The organism is Ruegeria sp. BG9 (genome assembly GCF_056538305.1).
The window spans coordinates 99,420-122,954 of the sequence record NZ_JBQFSY010000001.1; the positions used below are offsets into that span (position 1 = coordinate 99,420).

Sequence of the window (23,535 nt, forward strand, 5' to 3'; positions counted from 1 at the left end):
CTTGATTCAGGACGTAAAAACATGACCTTGCTACATCAGATTGTCTGGGGAAGCACGTTTCTGGGCCTTTGTTTTCTGGTCGAAATCCTGCTTTTGACATGGTGTACCGTGGTGATCATGAAGATGGAAACCAATCTGGAAAAGAGAGGCGTGTTTATGGGCACGGCGATGCCGATTGCGGTGGCTCTCGTTTTCATTGTCGCGATCCACACAATTCAGGTTTGGATTTGGGCGATTGTCTGGGTGTTGCTCGACGTTCTGCCGGATTGGAACACCGCGATTTACTTCTCCTTGGTGACCTTCACGACCCTGGGCTACGGCGACATTGTTCTGGGTGAGGCACTTCGGATTTTCGGGTCTTTCGCTTCCGTGGCGGGGCTGTTGGCCTTTGGCCTGTCGACCGCATACATGGTTGCCATGATGACGCGCGTATTTCAGGACCGAATTTTCTCTTAAAGAATAGGGGCAAAGAGCCGCGCCAGAGGGGCACCAAAACGGATATGGGCTGGTTGCTGGGGCATGGATCGCGTTAGCTCGTAGCAGTTCTCGAAATCGGCTGACAGCATCTCACTGACGGCTTCCGCCGCGCGTGGGTCGAAGAACAGCGCCATCGCCTCAAAATTCAGCCGGAATGAGCGGTTGTCCAGATTTGTCGTTCCAACCGCAGCCAGGGTATCGTCGACCACAAACGCTTTTTGATGCATGAAGCCGTCAGTGTAGCGGAACACGCGCACGCCACAGTCTCGAATTTCATCGAAATAGGCGAAGGCAGCCAGCCAGGGCAGGCGGTGGTCGATCACGTCTGGTAAAAGAATACGGACGTCGACCCCGCGCATGGCCGCGTGCTGCAGGGCGGTCATGATGTCGATATCCGGCACGAAATAGGGCGAGGCGATCCACAGCCTTTCCTTGGCCTCTGCGATCGCAGCAAAGAACAGCATGGCACCGGTTTCGGTGTCATCTCCCGGCCCGGTTGCCACCAATAGGGCGTTCATGTCCTGCTCGGCCTCGCTTCCTGCCCAATCAAGGTGGTCAATCAGATCCTCATCGCGCGCCCAGTGCCAGTCTTCGCAGAAAATCAGCTGTAGCTGCCGCACGATGTGGCCGGTCATCTTCAGGTGGGTATCTCGCCAATGGCCGAAACGCTCGCTTTGGCCCAGATACTCGACCCCTACATTGTGGCCGCCGATGAATCCGGTTTCGCCATCAATGATTACCGTTTTGCGGTGATTGCGATAGTTCAGCTGAAACCGGAAGTTCGGGCCACGTTGTTCTTTGGGGTCGGCTACATCTATCCCAGCCTCGCGCATCGTTTCGAGATATGTTGGAGGAAGACCGTAGCTGCCGACGGCATCCGTCATGAACCGAACGTGTACCCCGCGCTTGGCCGCGGCGATCAGCTTTTTCTGCAGCTCTTGCCCAAGTGTATCATCCCGGACGATGTAGAACTGGATCAGGATGTAGTTTTTAGCGGCATCAATCGCCTTGAAAATCGAATCAAACGTGGCCTTCCCATCGACCAGCAACTCAGCCCCGTTCCCGCGTGAGACGGGCAGGTGGGCTAGAACCTCAAACGGACGTGGGTTGAGTGTCATAGTCGAGGGATCGGGTTTCGAATAGTCGGCAAAGGTCTTGATGCCTTCGACGACGCGCTCGCTTTCCTGTCGCGCGATGCGGTAGCCGCGAAAGCGATGGTGGCCCAGAAACAGATACATCGGTACCGCAAAGAAGGGCGCCGAGATCAGGAAGACCACCCAGCCCACTGCCCCCTGAGGGGTGCGCGCAGTTTGCGCCGCGCGTAGCGAGAACACGCCTGCTGTCACGTAGAGACAAAAAACGAGGGCAGAAACAAGCAATGTCCACATGGGCTTAGGGCCTCCGGCGCAGGTTAGTTAGCGCCAGTGTAGATGCGAGACCAGTCCTGCGCCATATCCACAATGACCCAGCCCATGTCGGGGCCCTTATCCAACCCATCAACCAAGCGGCCAATTTCGCTTTCGCGGTCATAGGCCCATTCCCGTTCCGCATCCGTGTGGTGGACAAGGACCCCAAGACGCGGACCATCACCGGCCGTGGTCCACTCCATCATGGCGAAGTCGCCGTCCGAGTTCCCTCCGGCCAGAATGGGGCGTTTGCCGAGTGTGCGTTCGATGTTGATCGGCTTGCCCTCCTTGTCGTCGATAAAGGCGATCCCCGGTTCCTTGACGATGGTTGGAACACCATCGACCTGCGCATAGCTGGTGGTGTCATACGTGCCGAGGATCTGTTCAGGCGGGATACCATAGGCCTGTTCGGCAAAGACGCGCATGAAATGAAGACCGCCGCCTGAGACGATGTAGGTCGTGAACCCCTCATCACGCAGATAACGCAGCAGCTCGACCATTGGTTGGTAGGCCATCTGATCAAAGGGTAAACCGGTATCAGGGTGCTGCGTATTTTCCAGCCAGTCGGCTACCGCCGCCTGAAACGCCTCGACGCTGACGCCGGAATGCGAGGCGTTGACGACCTCGATCAACGCGTCGTGACCGCCTTCCAGGATGGTAGTAAGATCACCCTCTGCGGCAGCTTTCAAGGTCGGAGTCGTCAGGATGCTTGGGTCCTGCTCAGCCATCTCGGCCAGCCGGTCCATCGCAAAGATGAACTGGAAATAGACAGGCTGTTCCGCCCAAAGCGTGCCATCATTGTCAAAGACCGCGACCCGATCTGCAGGGGTGACATAATCCGGGCCGTCAGGGTCGGTCACGGCCTGGACAAACTCTACAATCGCGGCTTTCGAGTCACTTTGCGTCCAGCTGGGCAGGGGGTCCGCCAGCGACGCAAAGGGGGCAACAGACAAAAGGGCGCTAAGAACAGCGTGTTTCATGAAATTCTCGGTGGTTTTTGAATGGAAAAGGGCCGCCCATGACGGGCGGCCCGGTATATTTGAACGCCGGTATTAGTTGTTGGTCGGCGTTGTCAGCTTCTCCATAACCTGATCTAGGTTGAAGCTTGCCGCTTTCTGGCGCGGTGGGAATTCCTCAAACGTGCTCAGGAACGTACCGACATATTGCTGGGCGGGAACCAGGAAATAGGCCCGATCCAATAGCCAGTCATAGTAGGTGTTTGAGGTGCGATAGGCGCGCTCATACGGGTCGCGGCGCAGGTTGATGATCAACGGGATGCGCAGCTCGGTCCAGGGTTCGATCCAGGCGCGCAGGGTTGCCCATGCTTTCTGCTCTAGGAAGATCAGCTTCCAGTCTTCAAAACGAAGCGCCGTCAGGTCGCCATCATCCGAGAAGTAGAAGATCTCTTTCCGGGGGCTTTCGGTGGATTCACCGGTCAGAAGCGGCAGGATATTGTAGCCATCCAGATGCACCTTGTAGTCACGGCCCATACCGGACGAACTATAGCCCGCTTTCAGCTTTTCCTTGATATCCGGATCGCCGGCAACCGCAAGGTAAGTGGGCAGCCAATCCATATGGTGGACGATCTCATTGGTGACAGAACCGGCCTCAATCTGGCCCGGCCAGCGCACCATCGAAGGCACACGCCATCCGCCTTCCCAATTGGTGTTCTTCTCACCCCAGAACGGCGTCGCGGCGGCATCCGGCCATGTGTTCATATGCGGGCCGTTGTCGGTGGAGTAGTGAACGATCGTATTGTCGGCGATGCCAAGCTCGTCCAGCAAATCGAGCAGTTGCCCCACATGCATGTCATGTTCGATCATGCCTGCCGTGTATTCATCGGCTACACGACCCGAGATTTCGTTGGCCTTGGTGCGCATTTCGTCTTTGACGTGGGTCCGGAAGTGCATACGCGTACCGTTCCACCAGACGTAGAAGGGCTGACCCTGCTCATGTGCGCGGGTGATGAAGTCGATGGCGGCGGCCACGGTCTCATCGTCTACGGTTTCCATGCGCTTGCGGGTCAGAGGGCCGGTGTCCTCGATCGTGCCATCTGATTTGGATTTGATCACGCCACGCGGGCCGTACGCTTCGCGGAAGGTGCGGCCATCGGCCAACACGCGATCACCGGGATAGTCTTCGTTTTCCGGCTCTTCCTCGGCATTCAGGTGATAAAGATTCCCGAAAAACTCATCAAATCCATGGTTTGTCGGTAGGTGCTCATCCTTGTCACCCAGGTGGTTCTTGCCGAACTGACCGGTCACATAGCCGTGGTCTTTCAGTAGGCCGGGAATGGTCGGATCCTCGACCTGCATCCCCAGATCAGCACCGGGAAGGCCAACCTTGGACAGACCGGTCCTGAACACGGACTGACCCATGATGTAGGAGGACCGGCCCGCGGTACAGGATTGCTCACCGTAATAGTCGGTGAAGATCATGCCTTCTTTGGCGACGCGGTCGATATTGGGTGTCTGATATCCCATCAGGCCCATCGTGTAGGCCGAGATATTCGACTGACCAATGTCATCGCCCCATATCACAAGAATATTGGGCTTTTGATCCTGCGCCCAAGCCGGCAGGGCAAGGGCAACGGCTACAGTGGCAACAGCGACCCTGCGCACTGCACTGCGCCAATTGTTAGCAAACATTCGTGGAGGTGACATGTAGTACTCCTCAGTAAACGGGAATTAATGGCCCGGTAATTTTATCGTTAATGGCAGCGGCCGACTTAAGGAAAAGACCGCGAGCAAGGTGTTGATTGTCAGACAAAAAACTATCTATTGGTCCGAGAATCGAACAGAACTAGATTAGGCTATGAAACGTATCGAAAACTTATCATATGATCGCTTTGAAAGATACTAATGTTTGATGTTGATGAGGATATCCGAACGCTGACCCAGTCGGATTGGTTTGGCGCGCGCGGCCACAAATTTCAGAGCGATCTTATGACCTGCGCCGTGCGAAAAACCTTTGATGCGGGGGAAACGCTTTATCTCTACGGCGATGAGGCAAATGGAATTCACGCGGTTCTCAGCGGCGCCGTGCAAATCACCGCACCGGCTGATGACGGGCAGGAATTTGTCGTTCATCGCGATGGACGTGGATTTTGGGTTGGTGATTTGGCGCTGTTCGCCGAAGCGCGACGCCTCATTAGTGTGATGGCGACCCAGAAAACCCGGGCCTTGTTCTTTCCCACCTCTCGGGTCGAGAGGCTGGTTCAGGACAACCCGGAATACATACGCGATTTCTACGCATTGACGCGCGAGAACATGAAAACATCCCTGCGCATCATGGCCAATCTGGCCGTCACGGGCACCGAGAAACGCCTTGTTTTGCGTCTGTTGCATCTGGACGAGGGTGCTGCGAAAGCCGACGGATGGATCATCGTATCGCAAGAGGAGCTGGCCGCGATGGTCGCGGTTTCTCAGCCGACCTTGCATCGCAACCTGCATCGTTTGGTGGATCTGGGTCTGGTCGAGCTCGGCTATGGGCGCCTGCGCTTGATCGACCGCAGCAAACTGATTGCCAATTGCCAGAGTTGATCTAGGGGTTGAGCGGCGGCAAAGCATCCTTGTCGCGCGCTGCCGCGTCTCGCAGGGAGGTTAGGCTTTGCAAGGCGGAACTCCAGTCTTCCGATTGATCGCAACCGGAGTAACGAGCAGCACCGATACGGGTCAGGCAGTCCTCCAGCTTTTCTGCATTTTTGGAGTTCTCGCCACGCGATCTCCAAAGCTCCAACGCGGTATAAGTCGCATTTAAATCATGAGCTTGTACGGCGGTCTTCAAAGCGTCTTCAGCATATCTCCGCGACGCGAGATACTGATCACGGTGTGCCTCTCTCAGAGCGCGGATGCGTGGGGAAAGAAAACGCCACAAAGCACCAGTCGCAAAAAGGGCGATTGCGGTAAAGGCAACGAACTTTAGAACTGCGTCCAGACTTGGCGGCTGCCATTTTGGTGGCGCAAGCGTCAGGTCTGTCGCGGGAACTGAGGCGGTTTCGATCTGGTTGGTCTGCAGGTTGAACCAGTCGATGGAAACCTCGGGCAACTGCGCGTCACCTTCTTGCTGTGCGATATAAACGACCTCTTCCTGACGTTGACCGGACAACACTCCACGTTCCTCGGATTCAGAAATCCGGGGTTCTTTGTGATAGGCGCGCAGCAGTGGGCTTTGCTGCTGCGGTGTCAGAACCGGGATCAACAGCGGCGTTGTACCAGAGATGCGGGCAGTCAATTCGCGCGTGATGGCGTCACCAGCCTGCATGTCGGTTGGGCCTTCGAGTTTCTGCTCAAGGGAAAGCCCGGTTGCGATGATCAACGGATCAAGGCCTTCGGCTCCACCAGGTATTTCGGCTGTGATCTTTACCGGAGGCAGGTCGACCGTAGCTTGAACAGGGGCGTTTGTGGCGGGATCGGCATAGGTCACGGCAACCTTCTGCGCATCGAAGGTGATGTCGCCGGCGATCAGAGGATACACTCGATAGCTACGCTGAACACCCGACCATGTCTCGCCGTTCACGGTCTCGCTAACCGGCCCTGAGGCGCGTTCGGGCAGGCGCACCAAAAGGTTCTGCTGCTCCAGAGAGGGAAATTCCGGCGGTTGTGGCATGAAGGTCGGAACCAGAACCTTAATCCGAACAATGGCTGGCTGGCCGACGATTACGGGTTCTTCCGGCGCCTCCACAGTGATCTGCGGGGCGGTTGTTTCGTTGCCTTGCGCGAAGACGGAAATGGGGAAGATAAGAATGAAGAGGAGCGCGTATCTCATTCTGTTCGCTCCTGATTTTCCAACAGGAAGCGATGGCGTAGGAAATCCTGCATGTCGGTATCAATGGTGCTGATCCATTGTTCCGCATTCAGCGTGTGCGGTCCGTCCTTGGGTGCTTGGACCGTGGTTTCGCTACCGCGCGCGTCGTCATTGTCGAACACCGTATCGTCCGCGCCGATGCCAGATTCCTCGCCCGTGTCCGACTGTTCCCGGGTCGTTTCGACATAGTCCAAGATGCCCTTGGAGACCTCAAGGTTATGTTGCGCCTCTGGCCAATCCGGGCGACGTTCCAGAGCGGTTTCGAACGCCGCGATTGCCGGGCGGTATTCGCGATTTCGGATACGGGCCATACCTTCGGCAAAAGCGGCCTCGGCCGTATTCAAACCGGCGAAAATCTCAGAGGCCTGTTCATATTGACCGTCTTTTAGATAGGCATAGCCCTTGTGATATGGGTCCTCAAACAGCTCGGCCGCGTCTCCAAACCGCTTCTGGTTCATCGCAATTTGCCCCTGCTGATCCGGTGTCAGGAACCAATCCCGCCATCCCTCAGCACGCAAGCCCGAGGGCGGAAGGACGAACATCGCCAAAAGAGCCCAGCGGATCACCCAACCCTTTCGGAACCACAATAGTGACAGCAGCGCAGCGGGCCACGCCAGCATCCAACCCTTATCTTGCCAATCCAGCCGATCATCATCGTCCAGCGCTGCGGTATAGGCCGACTGAATTTGGCGTTGCAACCGAGAGATATCCCGGTCGTCATCCGTGAACGCGACAGTCGAAGCGCCTTGGACATTTCCCAACTGCGCAATCCGGTCGCCGTCGGGCAGCATGGTCAGGAAGAAAAGATCATGGGTTGAGTTGCTTAGAGCAGGAACCTGAGACGGATCGAGATCGTCCAGAACAAACAAAACTGCGCCCGGGCTCTCGCTTTCGTCCAAGATGGATTGTGCTAGCGCTAGGGCATCAGCGGCGGCGTCACCTTGTTTGGGCATTACGGCTGGCGTCAGACCCTCAAGCAGTGGGCGAAGGATGTTGGCATCCTCGGTCAAAGGCGCGACGCGGTGTGGGCTACCTGCATAAGCGATCAGGGCGGTGCGTGCTCCAGCGCGTTTGGTGATCAGGTCGGCGACTTTAAACTTGGCCCGGTCCAGGCGCGAAGGCGCAAGATCGGTGGTCTCCATACTTTCGGTGACTTTGAGGGCGATCACCAACGGCGCGGTATCCGCGATCAACGGGTTGGGCGCGCGCGACCACGTTGGCCCCGCCGCCGCGAGAGTGACAAGCGTGGCGATGATCATGGCGACGTCGATGGGGTGAATTCGACGGTTCTCCTCCGCGCCCAATTGCAGGGCGGCAGCAAGATGTGGTGCGATCCCGACCGCCTGAGCAGATTGACGGGTGGGCTTGGGTCTGATCCTCCACCACAGGAACGCCATGGGGATGAGGAGCAACAGGTAATACACTCGAATAAAATGGAAATCCGTAAGGTCCATTGTCAGATAACTCCCTTTTTTCGGTGGGAGAAATGGAACCCGGCTGTGCTGATCAGAATGGTCATCAGCGCCAGCAGCAAAGGAATATGGGACAAGCTTTGACGGGGTCGATAGCTTTGGGTTTCAACGGTTCGTGGGTTCAACTCATCAATGCGCGCGTAGGTCTGCGCCAAAGCTGTTGTATCGTCGGCAAAGAAATACTCTCCGCCCGTCCGGTCGGCTATGTTTTGCAGGGCCTGCAGGTCGACGCGATCTTCGCCAGAGGCGTTCGGGTCTCCGACGCCAATCGTGTAGATGACCACGTTTTTCTCGGCAGCAATGCCTGAGGCGTTTACCGGCGTCATGCGGCTTGACGTATCGGCCCCATCGCTGAGAACGATCATCAGGCGCTGGTCAACCTCGCTTGACTCGAACGTGCGTATTCCAAGGCCAATAGCATCGCCAAGCGCCGTGTTTGGACCAGCCATGCCGACTTGCGTTTGATCCAAGAACCCATTCAAACTATTGAGGTCTTCGGTGAACGGGGCTTGAATGAATGCGCGGGTTCCAAAGATGATCAGGGCCATCCGGTCGCCATCTCGTTCGGCAATAAACTGCTTTAGAACGCCTTTAACGGCATCCAGTCGTTGCATCGGCGCGCCAGAGTCAGTCTGAAAGTCGCGCTGATCCATCGAGCCTGAGATATCCAAGGCAAGAACAACATCCCGCGCGGATTTCTCGATCACAATTGGCTCGCCCAAACGCTCCGGTCTGGCGAGGGCCAAAACCAGAAGCACCCAGATAGTGATGATACTGGCTGTTTGCAGTCTGGCGCGCTTTCGGATCACGGAGCCGGATTTTGGTTCAACACCAGCGGCTTGCGCGACTCGGCGAAAAAAGGGAATGCGGACTGAGGCCGTCTTCACACGCCGAGGTGGGGCGAGGAAATACACGGCTGCGGGCAACGGCAGCAGGAGAAAGACCCAGGGAGCAGCGAAGGAAAACATCATGCGCTCCGATACGGTTTATGAGACTTGACCCAGTGCCGGGCCATTTGCCTCAGGTCTTCGTTCGAGGGTGTTGCCTTGTATGGCGCTTCGGTCAACGCATGACTTAACTCTTGATTTAATGTCTGTATATCAGAGGACTGGTTCAGAAACTTAATCCAATCCCCACCATATAGACCTGCGACCTGGTCCCTCGGGTATGCGGCCAAAGCAGTCCGCCGTAACACCTCGGCAATCTTTGCTGCCGGGATGTCTGGCACCGACAGCTCTGCCAGAGCAGCCCGTCGATAAGCGTTGGCGCGTCTGTGTTTGCGAATTATCGAGACCGCGGCGAACAAGACGATCGACAGCAGGATTGCCAAAGCAGCCCATCCCCATGTCTGAGGCGTCATTGAAATAGGCGAAGGCTTGGGCGCGGGTTCGAGCATGTTCAGTAAGTCGACAAGAGATTTCCCGGTGGTGTCGATGCTCATCGCCGTGCTCCGCCATGTCCGAACAAGCGCAGCAACTGGTCCAGCGCCGGCTCCGAGGTTGTTAGAGGTACCACAGGGAACCCGTATCGGCGCGACCACTTGTGGAGCTGCGAAAGGCGGTCCTCCATTGAGACGCGGATTTTCGCGGAAAGCTCGGGATCGGAGCTGTCAATTTCAATCTGCGCGTCCCCGTCCGAGACGGTCAGTTTGAGGTCAGGCGCCAAGCTGTGCGATGTCGGATCGGCGACGTTGAACACAATCAGGTCGTTCGACGCCGCAAGACGGCGGAGCAGGGCCTCCGACCGGTCATCCAGACCGTCGCAGTCGGAGAAAAGGCAGATCAAACCGCTGGTTTGGCAGACACGCGCGGCCTCGGTCAGCATATCGTTTAAGGATACGGTTGGTTCTGGCGTCAGACCCGCATGTAGGGCGGAGTTGGCAGCCGCTATGGAAGACAAAAGCCGGGTCAGTGCGGTCGCGCGGCGCTGAGGGCGATGCTCGGCAACGCTGGTATCGCTGAAGACGAGGCCGCCTACACGGTCTCCCTGGCCCAATACGCGATGCGCTGCAATTGCTGCGGCCTCGGCGGCGATGACGGATTTCATGTAAGCGACGGTCCCAAAGAACATCGAAACACGCTGATCGACCAGCAAAAGGGCCGGGCGGTCGCGCTCTTCGGTGTAGACCCTAACATGGGGGTTTCCGGTGCGGGCGGTAACCTTCCAGTCGATGGTCCGGATGTCGTCACCGGGCAGATAGCCGCGCAGTTCTTCAAAGTTCAGGCCACGTCCGCGCAGTCGCGAGGCATGGCGGCCATTCAGGATCGACCGCGCAGGTTGACGGGGCAACAGGCTGAGCGCTCGGGCGCGCGGGCCAAGACGCACAAGCTGGTCGGCATCCACATGGATGCGCGGGTCTTTGGAATATGGCGCAGTCTGACTCATGCAGCCGGTATCCTTAAGGGTCAGGGCAATGCAACCAAACGTAACAGCTCGGCGATCACGTCATCTGCGGATTTGCCGGATCCTTGCGCCTCGAAGCTGAGGGTCACGCGATGGCGCAGCACATCATGGGCAATGGCGCGGATATCTGCGGGGTCGACATAATCGCGTTCGTTCATCCACGCATGCGTGCGCCCGCATTTGTCCAACGCAAGCGAGGCGCGGGGGCTGGCGCCGATCTCGATCCAACTGGCCAGCTCGGGACTGAGCGCCTCGGGCGTGCGGGTAGCCTGCACGATATCGGCCATATAGCGATCCATCGCGTCTGAGACGTGAATCTGTCCGATCTCGGTACGGGCGTCAAAGATGGCATCCTGCGGGATCGCTGGCGGACGCTCCTCGGGTGCAGCTTTGCCTGCGGCGATGTCCTCACCGCGCACCAGACGGATGACCTCAACCTCATCCTCGACCGGAGGGTAGGTGATCTGCACATGCATCAGAAACCGGTCCATCTGCGCCTCGGGCAGAGGGTAAGTGCCCTCTTGCTCGATCGGGTTCTGGGTGGCCATGACGATGAACAGCGGCTCCATCTTGTGGGTTGTGCCGGAAACTGTGACCTGGCGTTCTTCCATCGCCTCAAGCAGAGCGGCTTGCACTTTGGCGGGTGCACGGTTGATTTCGTCGGCGAGGACGATGTTGGCGAATATCGGGCCGGGTTCGAATTTGAATTCGCTGCCTTTGTCCGTTTGCTGATAAATCTCGGTCCCGGTCACGTCCGAAGGTAGCAGGTCCGGCGTAAACTGGATACGGCTGAACTGAGCGTCCATGTTCTTGGCCATGGCCTTGACCGCGCGCGTTTTTGCCAGTCCCGGCAACCCTTCGATCAGCAGGTTGCCGTTGGCCAGAAGACCGATCAACAGGCGATTAATCACCTCGGTCTGTCCAATGATCGACTGCGCCATGCGGGATCTGAGATCCATGATCTGATTGAGTGCGCTCATAAAAATATCCCGTTCCGGCCCGAAAGGCAGGCCGTGCAGCCTAGTACCTGCAGGGACCCGGATTCGGGATTTTCAAGTAATGAGAACATGTTATCAGCGCGATACCACGCAGACCAACAGGAATTCCGACTTCCTTATATTTGATTGTTTTCGCGGGTCGCCGGAATTAGCTGGAAACCGCGTCGCTACTGGCATCCCCAAGCCTGCCATCCAGAGACATGAGGATCGCGACGGGCCTCAGCGCGGGGATGTGGCTGAAGACGATTAGGATACAGACCGTTAGGGGAACGCTCAGGAAGGCTCCGATCAAGCCCCATACGGTGGTCCAGAACATCAGGGCAAGGATGACCAGAAAAGTCGACATGTTCAGCGACCGGCCCAGCAACGCCGGATCGAGGAAATTGCCGATCAGGAACTGGATGGTGCCGCAGCCCAGGACCACCACCAGAAACGGCGCGATGCTTTCAAATTGAACCAGAGCGATCATCGCCGGGAAGATGACGGCAATGATCGACCCGATCGAGGGGATGAAGTTCAGCGCAAAGGTCAGCACCGCCCATGTCTCGGCATACTCAAGGCCCAGCAAGCGAAAAATGCTGTAGCTGATGCCAGCCGTGATTAGGCTGATCAGGGTTTTGACGCCGACATAACGTTGCAGACTGATCGAGATCGCATCCAGCATGGCCGCGAATTCTCGACCAGTTTGTGGGTTGCCGGCGGCCATCTGGATTTTCTTTCGAAACGCTAAACGCTCGGCCATCAGAAACGCTACATAGAGGCTGATCAGGAAGAACTGGTTTAACAGGGATGTCGCGCTGCCCAGCAGGATGCGGGCGACGTAGGACATGTCGATGCTGACCAGATTGTCCCGGATAAAGCGAGTAACGTCGCTGCCCACCAATCCGGCGACGCGGTTCACGGCATTGTCGAATTGCTCCTCATAGGTGCCGACGGTGCGGGCAAACTGGGTGGCCTGACTGCCGAGGATATACATGATCATGAACAGGCCAGCCAGAACCACGGTGACACCGGCTACGTTGGCGAGCCAGACGGGGACACGTGTCAGGGCTGCGATCCGGTCGCTCAGCGCGATGATCAGCACGTTGACCAGAAGGGCCATGGTCAGCGGGATCAGGAACGCGGCCCCGGCGTATAGCCCCAAAACCAAAAGGGTTGCGACAATACAGGTGTCACGCACCACAGGCAGTGTGGCGCGGGGTACGTCCGTGGTTGTGTTCGGGTCCAGAGGCATGTGCAAACCTAATTGGGACAAGGTGCTTGATGCGATCCTGCACAGGGCAAAGAGTTTATGCAATGCGCTCAATTATTTATATGATTGATTTTCCGCTTGGGTGGCTTCTACCCGTAAGATGCGCAGGGTAGAGTTCCCTATGTCCAGTGCTGCGAATCCCATATCAAGCCGTTTGATAAAGGCGTTTTTCCTGGCCGTTCGGCGCTTTGGCGAGAAGAACGGCTTTGTCATGAGCAGCCATGTCGCCATGTCGATGATGATGGCGCTTTTTCCCTTTGTTCTGTTTACCGTGGCGCTGGCGGGCGCCTTGTCTCAGGGCTATGTGAACGACGAATTGATCGAGCTGATTTTCGGCGCATGGCCACAAGATGTGGCTGAACCGATCGTCTCCGAGTTGCGCGCGGTGTTGCAAAGCTCCAGCTCGGGCGTGATTACCATCGGTGGTCTGCTGGCGGTCTATTTCGCCTCAAACGGAGTCGCGGCGGTGCGGGCGGCAATGAATCAGGCCTATCATGATCAGGACAGCTGGCCGTTCTGGAAAACGCGGCTGCTGTGCATTGGCCTGGTTATTCTGGGCGGTGCCGCGATCCTGATCATTGCTGCGGTCGAGGTTGTCTTGCCCGTCTATACTCAGCTCGTGTCCGAGCATACGGATGTAGATGTCTCGAACTGGTTGTCGGTGGACCGCCTGCGCTGGACCTTCACCATTGCGGTTCCGGCGGGCACGATCCTGCTGGCGCATCTGATCCTTCCGACCGGTCGCCATCGGGTGACGCAGATCTTGCCCGGCGTTGTGCTGACCCTTGTTCTGCTGGGGGCCGGAGGGTGGGGGTTTTCCATCTATATCGGCCAGTTCGCCAGCTACAGCGCCACCTATGCCGGGTTGGCAGGAGCCATGGCGGCGTTGATTTTTCTATACCTGTGCGCGGCGATCCTGATCCTGGGTGCCGAGTATAACGGAGCCCTGATGGATTTGCAGCGCGACCAAGAAAGCGCTTCGGCATGAGGTGGGTTTTGCTCTTTGTTGCATTGGCCGGGGCCGCCAACGCGCAGTCCTATGTCGGTTCGGATCAATGCACTGACTGTCACGTGGAGGAGGCCGAGGCCTGGGCAACCTCTCACCACGCGCTGGCCTGGACCGAGGTCGGGGCAGGAAAGATGGTTGCCGATTTTGATGGGACCCGTTTTCAGCATGACGGCATGTCGGTCCTGTTCGACCATAGCGGCGAGGTCCCAACCGCTCAGGTCACTGAAAAAGACGGTGTGATGACCGAATATGACGTCCACTCTGTCGTCGGCATAGAACCCTTGCAGCAATACCTGTTCGAAACCGATCCCGGTCGATTGCAGAGTTTCGACGTGGTCTGGGACACGGAAAACGAACGCTGGTATCACCTCTATCCGGATCAGGATTTGCCGCCCGATGACGGGCTGCACTGGACCGGGCCCTACAAGAACTGGAACGCCCGCTGCGCCGAATGCCACGCAACCGGCTTTGAAAAAAACTACGACGCGCAAACCCGCAGCTACCAGTCTCGCCAGGCTGAGATCGGCGTCGGGTGTGAGGCCTGCCACGGCCCCGGTTCGGCGCATATCGACTGGGTCAATGGCCGTATATTGCCCGAAGGGGTAGGCGAGGCCGGTTTCGCGATGTCATGGGGCAAAGGCCAGACCGAGGCAGAAATTCAGCAATGCGCTGGCTGCCATTCCCGGCGCGAGGCGCATGCGCAGGGCAACCCTCTGCCCGGAACGCCCTATCACGACGCTTTTAATCTCGCGCTGCTGCGACCGGGGGCCTATCACCCCGACGGCCAGATTCTTGATGAGGTCTATGTTTACGGGTCCTTCCTGCAATCCAAGATGTATGCACAGGGCGTGGGCTGCATGAACTGCCACGAACCCCATAGCGCAACGCTGAGGGCTGAGGGCAACGGGGTCTGTACGCAATGCCATTCTCCGGCGGGCAATCCGGATTTCCCAACTCTGGCCCGCAAGGACTATGACACCCCTGATCATCACCACCACCCCGAATACAGCGCAGGTGCGCAATGCAAGACCTGCCACATGATCGAGCGTGTCTACATGGGCGTCGACGGTCGGCGGGATCACAGTTTTCGTGTGCCGCGCCCTGATCTGGGGCTTGGGCAGGATGCCTGCACCGATTGCCACACCGACAAAGACCAGCCATGGGCCGCGGTGCAGATCGAGGGCTGGTTTCCGACCTCAACCCATCGCGGCCCGCATTTCGGTTCGGTGTTCGCTCCGGCAATGGCGGGGCAGGCGGACAGTCCCGAAGGGCTGCTGGCGATTGCCAACGATCCGTCTCAGGCCGGGATCGTGCGCGCAACAGCGGCGTATCTCCTGCAGCCCTACGGCTCGCGTCAGGTGGCCGACGCCACGGCGGAGTTGCTGACGGATACCGACCCGCTGGTTCGGGCCAACGCTGTGACGTTGCAGCGCCAGGCCTCTCCCCGCGATCAGGTGCAGCGGTTGGAACCATTGCTTTCGGACCCGCTGCGCAACGTTCGGATTTCGGCGGCAAAAGAGGTCCTGACAATCCCGCCCGAGGCGATGACCGAGAAACAGCGGATCTTGGCAGGGCAAGCCACCGCCGAGTGGCAAGGGGCAATCGCAAACCGTCTGGATTTCCCTGAAACCCATATGGTGCTAGGCGGAATGGCACTGACCTTCCGCAACGCTCCAGCAGCCGAGCGTGCCTTTCGCGAGGTTGTGACCCTCGACCCTCAGCGTTTGGAAGCCTGGCCGATGCTGGTGCAGCTGGCGCAGATCAATCGCGGGCCGCAGGCCGCGCGTGAGGTCGTGCAGGAGGGCTTGCAGCGCATTCCCAATGATCCGAACCTGCAAGAGCTGTCCCGGCAACTCGGGCCATAAGAACGGCCCTTGCGCGCCCGTTTCGCGCCATCATCCCGGCAGATTTGACCGCTAGACCTGTGTCCGAGGGTGTCAGGCCAACGGGTCGTAATAGGTGTCACATGTCGGAACATGTTTTGAAACAGCTTGCGTTACGGGGCAGGCAGGTCTCATCGGATCTGCGGATCGCGGAGCTTCGGGAACGCAAGCCGGTTGACCTGAATCATGGTGAGGGGCTGATGCTGCAAGGCATCGCAGCCGCGTCGCTGCGAGAACAGCGGTTGGCTGGTCAGATCGTACTTGAGGACTAGGCGCCGCCTCGGAATCCGGTCGCAACCACGAACTTCTCGGAACTGTCCGAACGCGATGCAGGCGGTTTGACGTTTGCCACTTTTTCGAACTTCTGCTTGAGCAGCTTTTGCAAATCGCCCTCGGCGCCGCCTGCCAGAACCTTGGCCACAAAGGTGCCGCCGTCCTCCAGCACATCGAAGGCAAAGTAAGCGGCGGTTTCGCACAGGGCCATGATCCGCAAATGGTCGGTCTGCTTGTGACCCGAGGACGCGGCGGCCATGTCCGACATCACAACGTCTGCCTTACCGCCCAGCCATTCTTTGACCTTGAGGTCCGCGTCATCTTCCATGAAATCCAGCACATGGGCCGTCGCGCCTGCAACCGGTTCAACCTCTTGCAGGTCAACACCCAGAACAGTGCCGATACGCTTGCCGCTTTTCTCGCCCAGTGCATTCACACGCTTGACGGCGACCTGCAGCCAGCCACCGGGGGCACAGCCCAGATCGACGACGCGCGCACCGGGGACCAGAAAGCGGAACTTGTCATCCAGTTCGAGGATCTTGAATGCCGCCCGCCCGCGATACCCTTCCGCATTCGCGCGTTTGACATAAGGGTCGTTCAGCTGCCGCTCGAGCCACCGGGTCGAGCTGAGCTTGCGCCCACGCGCCGTCTTCACCTTGACCTTCAGGTCGCGTTGCCCGCGGCCTGAAGTGTTTTTTCCACTCGGTGTCTTCGCCATCAGAACGGTCCGTCTTCCAATACGCCGTCCGCACTCATCTGCGCATAGAGCAGACCTTCACGCAGCCCCCGGTCCGCCACAGACAGGCGGTCGGTGGGCCAGCAACGCAAAAGGGCCTGCAAAATGGCCGAGCCGGACATGATCAGGGCCTGCCGGTCATCCCCAATCCGAGGGTCCCGGCGTCGCCCGTGAGGGCCGAGTTCTAAATACCCGCGTATGACTTTGTCAATCTGATCGCTGGTCATGCGCAAACCGTCCACCTTGGTCCGGTCATAGCGCTTCAGGCCCAGATGGGAGGCCGCAACGGTTGTTACGGTACCGCTGGTGCCGACGATCTGGAAACCCGCTCGGGTCTGTTCGTCCTTGTAGGGGGCGAAATCGGCGAGATTTTCCTCGAAAAACCAGCTCATGAGGGCAAACCGGGCCGAGTCATCCTCGACGTCATGAAACTGGTCACGCAAGGTTGCGACGCCCAGCGGGACGCTGATCCAGTCCACGACCTTGGCGGCCGGGAAGGGGCTGTCGGCGGTGTGAAAGCCGTTATGCAGGCGCATGATCGCCGCTGGCCGATCGCGGCGCGGAACCGATGAGATGTCAATCCAGACCAGTTCGGTCGAGCCGCCGCCAATATCCACGACCAGCAACTGCTCGGTCTTGGTCGACACCAGCGGCGCGCAGGAGATGACGGCCAGACGGGCCTCTTCCTCGGGCTGGATGATCTCAAGGTTCAGGCCGGTTTCACGCCGCACCTGCCGGATGAAATCGCGTGAGTTCTTAGCGCGCCGACAGGCCTCGGTTGCGACCAGACGCATCCGTTTGACCTTGTTTCGCTTCAGTTTCTGCTGACAGATTCGCAGCGCCTGAACGGTGCGCGACATTGATGCCCGAGACAACCGTCCCGTGCGTTCCAAACCCGCGCCCAACTGCACGGATTTGGAGAAACTGTCTACCACATGGAACCCACTCCCCTTGGGTTGGGCTATCAACATGCGGCAGCTATTTGTCCCCAGATCCAACGCCGCATAGAGTGCATCTGGATCGGGTCTTGCCGGCGCGGGGCTTTCGACCGCCTTCGGGAACGCGCCCGCACCTTTGGGACGCTTGGGCGCCATTCGTAACGCCCTCCGATTTTCGAGTTAAGTTGACCCTAGGCGGGGTCTCGCCGACGCGCAAGTGATTTCAATTTTGAATTTAACGTGAGTGTCACACAGCGTTCATACTGAAATGCAATTCCCGTGCCGATCCCCATTTCGGGATTCTCTACAAGCTTACAGCCAGATACGGAGACTGCCATGAAAGATGAGCGCACCCTGTCCTTCGACGAATTTGATGAAGTCGTAAATCCGCGCCCCGAAGAATGTGAATTCGACCGCGTGGTCGAGCGCGCCTTGTCGCGACGTGGCTTTCTTGGGGGCGTTTTGGCCATGGGCAGCTTTACCGCAGTAGGCGGCTCGCTTCTGCCTACGGGTGCGCGCGCGTCAGCTGATCGGTTCTCGTTCGAGGCGATTCCGGTTTCAACTGCCGATGAGGTGGTCGTGCCCGCAGGCTACAAGGCCGAAGTCATGGTACGCTGGGGGGACCCGCTGTGGTCCGACGCGCCTGAATTCGATCCTGCGACCCGTGGCACTGCCGCCAGCCAGGAACGCGCCTTTGGCGACAACACCGACGGTCAGGACGTTTTCTTCCATGACGGTCACGTTCTGCTGGTCGTCAACAACGAATATACCAACCGCGATATCCTTTGGGGCAACAATCCGGACGCCAAAGCGGCTTCGGACGATGATGTTGCCAAGGGCATGATGGCCCATGGTGTGACAGTGGTCGAGATTGCCAATACCGACGGCAAATGGGGCATCGTCAAGGATAGCCCGTATAACCGCCGCATCACGCCGCAGACCGATATGACCATCACCGGGCCCGCTGCGGGCCACGACCTGATGAAAACCGCCGCTGATCCGACCGGCACGACCTCCAAAGGGACGTGGAACAACTGCGGCAACGGTATGACGCCTTGGGGCACCTATCTGGCCTGTGAAGAAAACTTCAACGGCTACTTCTCGGCGGAAGACGAAGCCCACGAAGTCAGCGCCGAGCTTAAACGCTATGGCGTCTCATCCAAGGATTGGGGCTATGGCTGGGCCAAGATCGACGAGCGTTTTGACGTCTCGAAGAACCCCAATGAACCGAACCGCGCCGGTTACGTGGTTGAGATCGACCCTACCGACCCGACCTCGACCCCGCGCAAACTGACCGCTCTGGGCCGTTTCAAGCACGAAAATGCCGAATCTGTGGTCAATAATGACGGTCGCGTTGTTGTCTACATGGGCGATGATGAGCGCGGCGAGTTCTTGTACCGCTTCGTGTCGGACGGTGTCTATGCGGCTGGCGTCGATACCAACGCGCTGCTGGAAAACGGCACGCTGTCGGTTGCAAAATTCAACGATGACGGTACCGGTGAATGGCTGGACCTGACGCCCGAGACAACCGGTTTGGCCTCACAGGCCGAAGTCAGCATCCACACCCGCCAGGGCGCGTCTGCTGTGGGCGCGACCACCATGGACCGCCCCGAGTGGGTGGCTGCCAACCCGAACGTAGCCGAGGTCTATTGCTGTCTGACCAACAACAAGAACCGGGGCGTCAAGCCGAATGCCGGTGGGGATGACACCTCGGTCAACGGTCCGAACCCTCGCGAGGCCAACAACTATGGCCAGATCGTACGCTGGCGCCCCGAAGGTGGCGATCATACCGCGTCCGGCTTTGCCTGGGATCTGTATGTGCTGGCGGGCAACCCGAATGTCCATCAGGACACCTATGGCGGGTCGGACAACGTAAATGCCGAGAACATGTTCAACTCACCCGATGGTCTGAAATTCGACAGCAACGGCCTGCTGTGGATCCAGACCGACGGCAACTATGGCAACGAAGGTGATTTCGAAGGTCAGGGCAACAACCAGATGCTGGCAGGTGACCCGGTCACCGGCGAAATCCGCCGCTTCCTGGTCGGCCCGAATGAGTGTGAGATCACCGGCCTCAGCTGGTCGCCGGATCGCCGCACCATGTTCGTGGGCGTCCAGCACCCCGGTGAGGACGGCAACAGCCACTGGCCCGAAGGCGGCGATGCCGTGCCACGCTCGGCTATCATCGCGGTCACGCGCGACGATGGTGGTTTGGTCGGCTAAGGCCAAAAACGCCTTAAAAACAAGCCCCGGACGGTATTCCCGCCCGGGGTTTTTGCTTGTGTTGAGCCATCCTCATACAAGCGTTGAAAGTTTTGATATCTGGTTTTGTGTGAAACCCGGCTAAAACGACTGTACACCGTCATAGGCAAAAAGGTCGCTTGGAAGGCGCTGGGTGTCGAAAACCGACCTCCTTAGCCCAATATAGACGTTTAGAACCGCCCCATTGGTTAGGAGGAATCACAGCTATGCCTGACGTCACCATCGTGTACTGGCGCGACATTCCCGCTCAGGTCATCGTCGGCAAAGGCCGTCGTGGCGCAAAGCGGCAGTTGGAAGAACGGTTTGAACAGGCCATCGACCGCGCCGCCATGAAGGTGAATGCCAAGGACAGTGATGCCTACCTGGCCGAATGGCGTAAGGCCGAGCCTTTCGCGGTTGAGGGCGACCCGTCCGAGATTGCCGAAGCGCAGGCTGTGCGTCTGGAAACGGAATACGATCAGGACCGCATCAAGGCACTGATCGCGAATGACGGTTGGGCATGAGCCCGAAATCTATATGGGAGGCCGCAATGGCTTTGCTGAACTTCAAGAAACGTGATGCCGCCGAAAACGGCCCTGTAAATCCGACCGTCGAAGCCTTTCTGCAGGGCTACTCGATCGAGGTAATGCCGCGCACCGCCGAAAAGGTCGAAGATTTCCGCGCGTTGCTGCCCGAAGGCACCCGTGTCTACATCGCCCATATCGAGGGCACGCCGATCGAAGATATGGTGAAAACCGCCAAGCGCATCGCCGCCGAAGGTTACCCGGTCATGCCGCACTTCCCCGCGCGTATCATCAAGGATGCCGCGACGCTGGAGAACTGGATCTCGATGTATCAGGGCGAAGCGGGCGTTGATCAGGCGCTGCTGCTGGCTGGTGGCGTGGCCAAGCCGTACGGTGATTTCGACAGCTCGATGCAACTGTTGGAGTCTGGCCTGTTCGACAAAGCCGGTTTCAAGCGCCTGCACGTTGCCGGTCACCCCGAGGGTAACAAGGACATTGACCCGGACGGCTCGACCAAGAACGTAGACGACGCGCTGCGCTGGAAACAGAAATTCAGCGAAACCACCGACGCCGAGATGGCGCTGGCCACTCAGTTTGCGTTCGACGCAAAACCGATCATCGAATGGGCGAACGGGCTGAAAGAGGCGGGGATCGACATCCCGGTTCATATCGGTATCGCAGGCCCTGCCAAGTTGCAGACCCTGATCAAGTTCGCCATCGCCTGTGGTGTTGGCCCATCACTGAAAGTTCTGCAAAAACGCGCCATGGATGTCTCCAAGCTGCTGCTGCCTTACGAGCCGAACGATGTGATCACCGAGCTGGCCGAATACAAAGCGGCAAACCCGGATTTCAACATCACCAATGTACACTTCTTCCCCCTTGGCGGCATCAAGACCAACGCCAACTGGGCCATCAACAACGGCGGCGCTTCGGCGAAGCCGGCCAACGCTTAAGGAACGGACATGACCCGTACAGTCGTAGAATCAAAAACAAAAACCGCCGTTCTTGGCTTTGACGAACCGTTCTGCGTGATTGGCGAGCGGATCAACCCCACGGGCCGCAAGAAACTGGCCGCTGAGCTTGAGGCAGGCGACTTTTCAACCGTTGAGAAAGACGCCCTGGCGCAGGTCGCCGCTGGCGCGACCGTTCTGGATATCAACGCAGGCGTTGTCTACAATTCGAACCCCAACCCGAACGAGACCGAGCCGCCGCTGATGCGCCAAATCGTTGAGCTGGTTCAGGGTCTGGTTGACGTCCCGCTCTGCATCGACTCGTCGGTTCCCGGTGCGCTGGAGGCCGGTCTCGAGGCGGCTGAAGGCCGTCCGCTGCTGAACTCGGTCACCGGCGAAGAAGAGCGACTGGAGCTGGTTCTGCCGCTGGTCAAGAAATACAACGTTCCGGTTGTTGCGATCTCGAACGACGATACCGGCATCTCGGAAGACCCCGATGTGCGTTTCGACGTGGCCAAGAAAATCGTTGAGCGCGCTGCCGATTTCGGCATCCCAGCGCATGACATCGTGGTTGACCCGCTGGTTATGCCGATCGGCGCGATGGCAACTGCTGGCCAACAGGTCTTCGCTCTGGTCCGTCGTCTGCGTGAGGAACTGGGCGTGAACACCACGTGTGGTGCATCCAACATCTCGTTCGGTCTGCCGAACCGCCACGGCATCAACAACGCGTTCCTGCCGATGGCAATGGGTGCGGGCATGACGTCCGCGATCATGAACCCGGTTGCTCTGCCGACGACGCAGAAGAAAATCGCTGAGAAGAAAGAAGCCGTTGCCGCAGCTGGTATCATCCTGCCCGAAGGCATGGACGATGAGGCCTTTGTTCAGATGTTCGGTCTGGGCTCGACCCAGCCGCGTGCCGGCAAGGAGATGGAGGCCATCCGTGCCGCCAACCTTCTGACCAACAACGACCCGCACGGCGGCGCATGGATTAAGTTCAACAAATCGCCTGAAGAAGCGGCTGCGGCCGGGGGAGCAGGCGGTCGTCGCGGCGGTGGCCGTCGCCGTCGCGCTTGATTATCTGAACTATCAGATCAAAGGCCGGGCCCTGCGCCCGGCCTTTTTCGTTTGACCCTGATCAATGCATCAAGCGTGATATCGTAGAGACTGGGGTGGTCTTTTCCGCAACGATCAGGTGCTTTCATGTCCAAACATCACCCACCAAAACTGGCCGACGCGGACCTGAGTGAGAAGTTGGGCAAGAAGGACTATTTCGACAAGCTGATCGATCTGCAGGCGAAACTGGCGCGTATTCAGCAAGCTTTTCTATTCCATGGAACCAAGGGCGTAATCGTCTTTGAAGGCTGGGATGCCGCTGGCAAAGGTGGCACGATCCGCCGTATCAGCCAGGCGCTTGATCCGCGCAGCTTCAAAGTCTGGCCGATCGGCGCACCGCGCAACTACTATCTCAATCGCCACTATCTGCTGCGGTTTTGGGAACGTTTGCCGCCAGAAGGTGCAATCTCGGCCTTTGACCGAAGTTGGTACGGGCGTGTTCTGGTGGAACGGATCGAGAAATTCACACCGGAGAAACGGTGGCGGGCGGGATATCGAGAGATCAACGATTTCGAGCGCATGCTCGTTGATGACGGCACCCGGATCGTAAAGCTGTTCTTTCATATTTCACAAGACGAACAGATGGCACGTTTCACAGAACGCCTGCGCAACCCGTTGAAACGCTGGAAGCTAACTTATGAGGATTTCCGCAATCGCGAGCGTTGGGACGAAGCCGGGATCGCCGTCGATGAGATGCTGGCGCGTACGTCAACGGCGATTGCACCGTGGCACGTTATTCCGGCTAACAACAAAAAATCTGCGAGAATCAAGGCAATGCAAACCATCGTTGATGCGTTCTCAAAGGACATAGATCTAAACCCACAGCATTTGGACAAACGAACTTTGGACGCAGCTTGCGAGGCATTGGATGTTGACCAATCATTGATCGACTCTCTGCGGGCGAGGACAGAGTAATCCATAAACCTCACCGAAAGGCGCTTGCAGTTCCTCAGGTGGCGATGGTATCTCAAATTTCGCGGCGGGTATGATGTAATGGTAGCCTGTCAGCTTCCCAAGCTGAACGCGCGGGTTCGATTCCCGCTACCCGCTCCAA

The 23,535-nt window shown here is 58.2% G+C and carries 22 protein-coding genes and 1 tRNA gene; 11 read left to right on the plus strand and 12 right to left on the minus strand.

Annotated features, from left to right (window positions below):
- Positions 1–21 precede the first annotated feature (21 nt).
- Positions 22–456 (plus strand): potassium channel family protein, encoded by a 435-nt coding sequence (locus tag ACR0I8_RS00505; protein WP_170373652.1) that lies wholly within the window; start codon positions 22–24, stop codon positions 454–456.
- On the opposite strand, the gene cls is transcribed toward ACR0I8_RS00505, so the two are convergent.
- From cls to ACR0I8_RS00520, 3 genes are all read right to left on the minus strand, one after another.
- Positions 453–1,865 (minus strand): cardiolipin synthase, encoded by a 1,413-nt coding sequence (gene cls / locus ACR0I8_RS00510; protein WP_170467043.1) that lies wholly within the window; start codon positions 1,863–1,865, stop codon positions 453–455. The genes ACR0I8_RS00505 and cls overlap by 4 nt on opposite strands.
- A 23-nt stretch (positions 1,866–1,888) precedes the next feature.
- Positions 1,889–2,863 carry an HAD family hydrolase gene (locus ACR0I8_RS00515; protein ID WP_480702618.1) on the minus strand — a complete coding sequence of 325 codons (975 nt, stop codon included), beginning with the start codon at positions 2,861–2,863 and terminating at the stop codon, positions 1,889–1,891.
- Positions 2,864–2,935: 72 nt separating this feature from the next.
- Entirely contained in the window at positions 2,936–4,546 is a 1,611-nt protein-coding gene (locus ACR0I8_RS00520; protein ID WP_480523739.1) for an arylsulfatase, read from the minus strand.
- Positions 4,547–4,744: 198 nt separating this feature from the next.
- Between ACR0I8_RS00520 and ACR0I8_RS00525 the strand changes: the two genes are divergently transcribed.
- Positions 4,745–5,425, plus strand: a complete 681-nt coding sequence (locus ACR0I8_RS00525) for a Crp/Fnr family transcriptional regulator (protein WP_170373655.1) — start codon at positions 4,745–4,747, stop codon at positions 5,423–5,425.
- Between the two features lies 1 nt (position 5,426).
- Here the strand turns inward: ACR0I8_RS00525 and ACR0I8_RS00530 are convergent, their stop codons facing one another.
- The 7 genes from ACR0I8_RS00530 to ACR0I8_RS00560 form a co-directional block, all read right to left on the minus strand.
- Positions 5,427–6,650 (minus strand): BatD family protein, encoded by a 1,224-nt coding sequence (locus ACR0I8_RS00530; RefSeq protein ID WP_170688626.1) that lies wholly within the window; start codon positions 6,648–6,650, stop codon positions 5,427–5,429.
- Positions 6,647–8,143 carry a VWA domain-containing protein gene (locus ACR0I8_RS00535; protein WP_170688627.1) on the minus strand — a complete coding sequence of 499 codons (1,497 nt, stop codon included), beginning with the start codon at positions 8,141–8,143 and terminating at the stop codon, positions 6,647–6,649. The genes ACR0I8_RS00530 and ACR0I8_RS00535 overlap by 4 nt, the downstream gene beginning before the upstream one ends.
- A 2-nt stretch (positions 8,144–8,145) precedes the next feature.
- Positions 8,146–9,129, minus strand: coding sequence for a vWA domain-containing protein (locus ACR0I8_RS00540; RefSeq protein ID WP_170688628.1), 984 nt, complete (start codon positions 9,127–9,129; stop codon positions 8,146–8,148).
- Entirely contained in the window at positions 9,129–9,602 is a 474-nt protein-coding gene (locus ACR0I8_RS00545) for a DUF4381 domain-containing protein (RefSeq protein ID WP_170688629.1), read from the minus strand. The genes ACR0I8_RS00540 and ACR0I8_RS00545 overlap by 1 nt, the downstream gene beginning before the upstream one ends.
- Positions 9,599–10,546, minus strand: a complete 948-nt coding sequence (locus tag ACR0I8_RS00550; protein ID WP_170688630.1) for a DUF58 domain-containing protein — start codon at positions 10,544–10,546, stop codon at positions 9,599–9,601. Before ACR0I8_RS00550 ends, ACR0I8_RS00545 begins: the two co-directional genes overlap by 4 nt.
- A 20-nt stretch (positions 10,547–10,566) precedes the next feature.
- Complete coding sequence (locus ACR0I8_RS00555) at positions 10,567–11,544, minus strand: AAA family ATPase (protein WP_170688631.1); 978 nt, start codon at positions 11,542–11,544, stop codon at positions 10,567–10,569.
- Between the two features lie 166 nt (positions 11,545–11,710).
- Entirely contained in the window at positions 11,711–12,796 is a 1,086-nt protein-coding gene (locus tag ACR0I8_RS00560) for an AI-2E family transporter (RefSeq protein ID WP_170638744.1), read from the minus strand.
- 139 nt (positions 12,797–12,935) lie between these two features.
- On the opposite strand from ACR0I8_RS00560, the gene ACR0I8_RS00565 reads away from it, so the two are divergent.
- The 3 genes from ACR0I8_RS00565 to ACR0I8_RS00575 all read left to right on the plus strand — a co-directional run bounded on the left by ACR0I8_RS00565 (position 12,936) and on the right by ACR0I8_RS00575 (position 15,978).
- Positions 12,936–13,802 carry a YihY/virulence factor BrkB family protein gene (locus tag ACR0I8_RS00565; protein ID WP_170688632.1) on the plus strand — a complete coding sequence of 289 codons (867 nt, stop codon included), beginning with the start codon at positions 12,936–12,938 and terminating at the stop codon, positions 13,800–13,802.
- Positions 13,799–15,688, plus strand: coding sequence for a cytochrome c3 family protein (locus ACR0I8_RS00570; protein WP_170688633.1), 1,890 nt, complete (start codon positions 13,799–13,801; stop codon positions 15,686–15,688). Before ACR0I8_RS00565 ends, ACR0I8_RS00570 begins: the two co-directional genes overlap by 4 nt.
- 101 nt (positions 15,689–15,789) lie before the next feature.
- Positions 15,790–15,978 (plus strand): hypothetical protein, encoded by a 189-nt coding sequence (locus ACR0I8_RS00575; protein ID WP_170688634.1) that lies wholly within the window; start codon positions 15,790–15,792, stop codon positions 15,976–15,978.
- On the opposite strand, the gene ACR0I8_RS00580 is transcribed toward ACR0I8_RS00575, so the two are convergent.
- A complete protein-coding gene (locus tag ACR0I8_RS00580; RefSeq protein ID WP_170373665.1) occupies positions 15,975–16,697 on the minus strand; it encodes an RlmE family RNA methyltransferase in 723 nt (240 codons plus the stop codon). The two genes, ACR0I8_RS00575 and ACR0I8_RS00580, sit on opposite strands and share 4 nt — an antisense overlap.
- Positions 16,697–17,809: a Ppx/GppA phosphatase family protein gene (locus ACR0I8_RS00585; protein ID WP_170373666.1), complete on the minus strand. Its 1,113-nt coding sequence runs from the start codon at positions 17,807–17,809 to the stop codon at positions 16,697–16,699. The genes ACR0I8_RS00580 and ACR0I8_RS00585 overlap by 1 nt, the downstream gene beginning before the upstream one ends.
- 180 nt (positions 17,810–17,989) lie before the next feature.
- On the opposite strand from ACR0I8_RS00585, the gene ACR0I8_RS00590 reads away from it, so the two are divergent.
- From ACR0I8_RS00590 to ACR0I8_RS00615, 6 genes are all read left to right on the plus strand, one after another.
- A complete protein-coding gene (locus tag ACR0I8_RS00590; RefSeq protein WP_170548817.1) occupies positions 17,990–19,876 on the plus strand; it encodes a PhoX family protein in 1,887 nt (628 codons plus the stop codon).
- A gap of 245 nt (positions 19,877–20,121) precedes the next feature.
- A complete protein-coding gene (locus ACR0I8_RS00595) occupies positions 20,122–20,418 on the plus strand; it encodes a virulence factor (protein ID WP_170373668.1) in 297 nt (98 codons plus the stop codon).
- Positions 20,419–20,444: 26 nt separating this feature from the next.
- Positions 20,445–21,371 carry a methylenetetrahydrofolate reductase gene (locus tag ACR0I8_RS00600; protein WP_170641542.1) on the plus strand — a complete coding sequence of 309 codons (927 nt, stop codon included), beginning with the start codon at positions 20,445–20,447 and terminating at the stop codon, positions 21,369–21,371.
- A 9-nt stretch (positions 21,372–21,380) separates the two neighbouring features.
- Positions 21,381–22,442, plus strand: a complete 1,062-nt coding sequence (locus tag ACR0I8_RS00605; RefSeq protein ID WP_170373670.1) for a methyltetrahydrofolate cobalamin methyltransferase — start codon at positions 21,381–21,383, stop codon at positions 22,440–22,442.
- Positions 22,443–22,568: 126 nt separating this feature from the next.
- Entirely contained in the window at positions 22,569–23,396 is an 828-nt protein-coding gene (locus ACR0I8_RS00610; RefSeq protein ID WP_170373671.1) for a polyphosphate kinase, read from the plus strand.
- 64 nt (positions 23,397–23,460) lie between these two features.
- Positions 23,461–23,534 (plus strand) — tRNA-Gly (locus tag ACR0I8_RS00615).
- The last annotated feature ends 1 nt before the right edge of the window (position 23,535 follow it).

Excerpts from the sequence above, each read along its gene's own strand:
- ACR0I8_RS00505 (WP_170373652.1), top strand. The coding sequence starts at position 22 with ATGACCTTGCTACATCAGATTGTCTGGGGAAGCACGTTTCTGGGCCTT.
- cls (WP_170467043.1), bottom strand. The coding sequence starts at position 1,865 with ATGTGGACATTGCTTGTTTCTGCCCTCGTTTTTTGTCTCTACGTGACA.
- ACR0I8_RS00515 (WP_480702618.1), bottom strand. The coding sequence starts at position 2,863 with ATGAAACACGCTGTTCTTAGCGCCCTTTTGTCTGTTGCCCCCTTTGCG.
- ACR0I8_RS00520 (WP_480523739.1), bottom strand. The coding sequence starts at position 4,546 with ATGTCACCTCCACGAATGTTTGCTAACAATTGGCGCAGTGCAGTGCGC.
- ACR0I8_RS00525 (WP_170373655.1), top strand. The coding sequence starts at position 4,745 with ATGTTTGATGTTGATGAGGATATCCGAACGCTGACCCAGTCGGATTGG.
- ACR0I8_RS00530 (WP_170688626.1), bottom strand. The coding sequence starts at position 6,650 with ATGAGATACGCGCTCCTCTTCATTCTTATCTTCCCCATTTCCGTCTTC.
- ACR0I8_RS00535 (WP_170688627.1), bottom strand. The coding sequence starts at position 8,143 with ATGGACCTTACGGATTTCCATTTTATTCGAGTGTATTACCTGTTGCTC.
- ACR0I8_RS00540 (WP_170688628.1), bottom strand. The coding sequence starts at position 9,129 with ATGTTTTCCTTCGCTGCTCCCTGGGTCTTTCTCCTGCTGCCGTTGCCC.
- ACR0I8_RS00545 (WP_170688629.1), bottom strand. The coding sequence starts at position 9,602 with ATGAGCATCGACACCACCGGGAAATCTCTTGTCGACTTACTGAACATG.
- ACR0I8_RS00550 (WP_170688630.1), bottom strand. The coding sequence starts at position 10,546 with ATGAGTCAGACTGCGCCATATTCCAAAGACCCGCGCATCCATGTGGAT.
- ACR0I8_RS00555 (WP_170688631.1), bottom strand. The coding sequence starts at position 11,544 with ATGAGCGCACTCAATCAGATCATGGATCTCAGATCCCGCATGGCGCAG.
- ACR0I8_RS00560 (WP_170638744.1), bottom strand. The coding sequence starts at position 12,796 with ATGCCTCTGGACCCGAACACAACCACGGACGTACCCCGCGCCACACTG.
- ACR0I8_RS00565 (WP_170688632.1), top strand. The coding sequence starts at position 12,936 with ATGTCCAGTGCTGCGAATCCCATATCAAGCCGTTTGATAAAGGCGTTT.
- ACR0I8_RS00570 (WP_170688633.1), top strand. The coding sequence starts at position 13,799 with ATGAGGTGGGTTTTGCTCTTTGTTGCATTGGCCGGGGCCGCCAACGCG.
- ACR0I8_RS00575 (WP_170688634.1), top strand. The coding sequence starts at position 15,790 with ATGTCGGAACATGTTTTGAAACAGCTTGCGTTACGGGGCAGGCAGGTC.
- ACR0I8_RS00580 (WP_170373665.1), bottom strand. The coding sequence starts at position 16,697 with ATGGCGAAGACACCGAGTGGAAAAAACACTTCAGGCCGCGGGCAACGC.
- ACR0I8_RS00585 (WP_170373666.1), bottom strand. The coding sequence starts at position 17,809 with ATGGCGCCCAAGCGTCCCAAAGGTGCGGGCGCGTTCCCGAAGGCGGTC.
- ACR0I8_RS00590 (WP_170548817.1), top strand. The coding sequence starts at position 17,990 with ATGAAAGATGAGCGCACCCTGTCCTTCGACGAATTTGATGAAGTCGTA.
- ACR0I8_RS00595 (WP_170373668.1), top strand. The coding sequence starts at position 20,122 with ATGCCTGACGTCACCATCGTGTACTGGCGCGACATTCCCGCTCAGGTC.
- ACR0I8_RS00600 (WP_170641542.1), top strand. The coding sequence starts at position 20,445 with ATGGCTTTGCTGAACTTCAAGAAACGTGATGCCGCCGAAAACGGCCCT.
- ACR0I8_RS00605 (WP_170373670.1), top strand. The coding sequence starts at position 21,381 with ATGACCCGTACAGTCGTAGAATCAAAAACAAAAACCGCCGTTCTTGGC.
- ACR0I8_RS00610 (WP_170373671.1), top strand. The coding sequence starts at position 22,569 with ATGTCCAAACATCACCCACCAAAACTGGCCGACGCGGACCTGAGTGAG.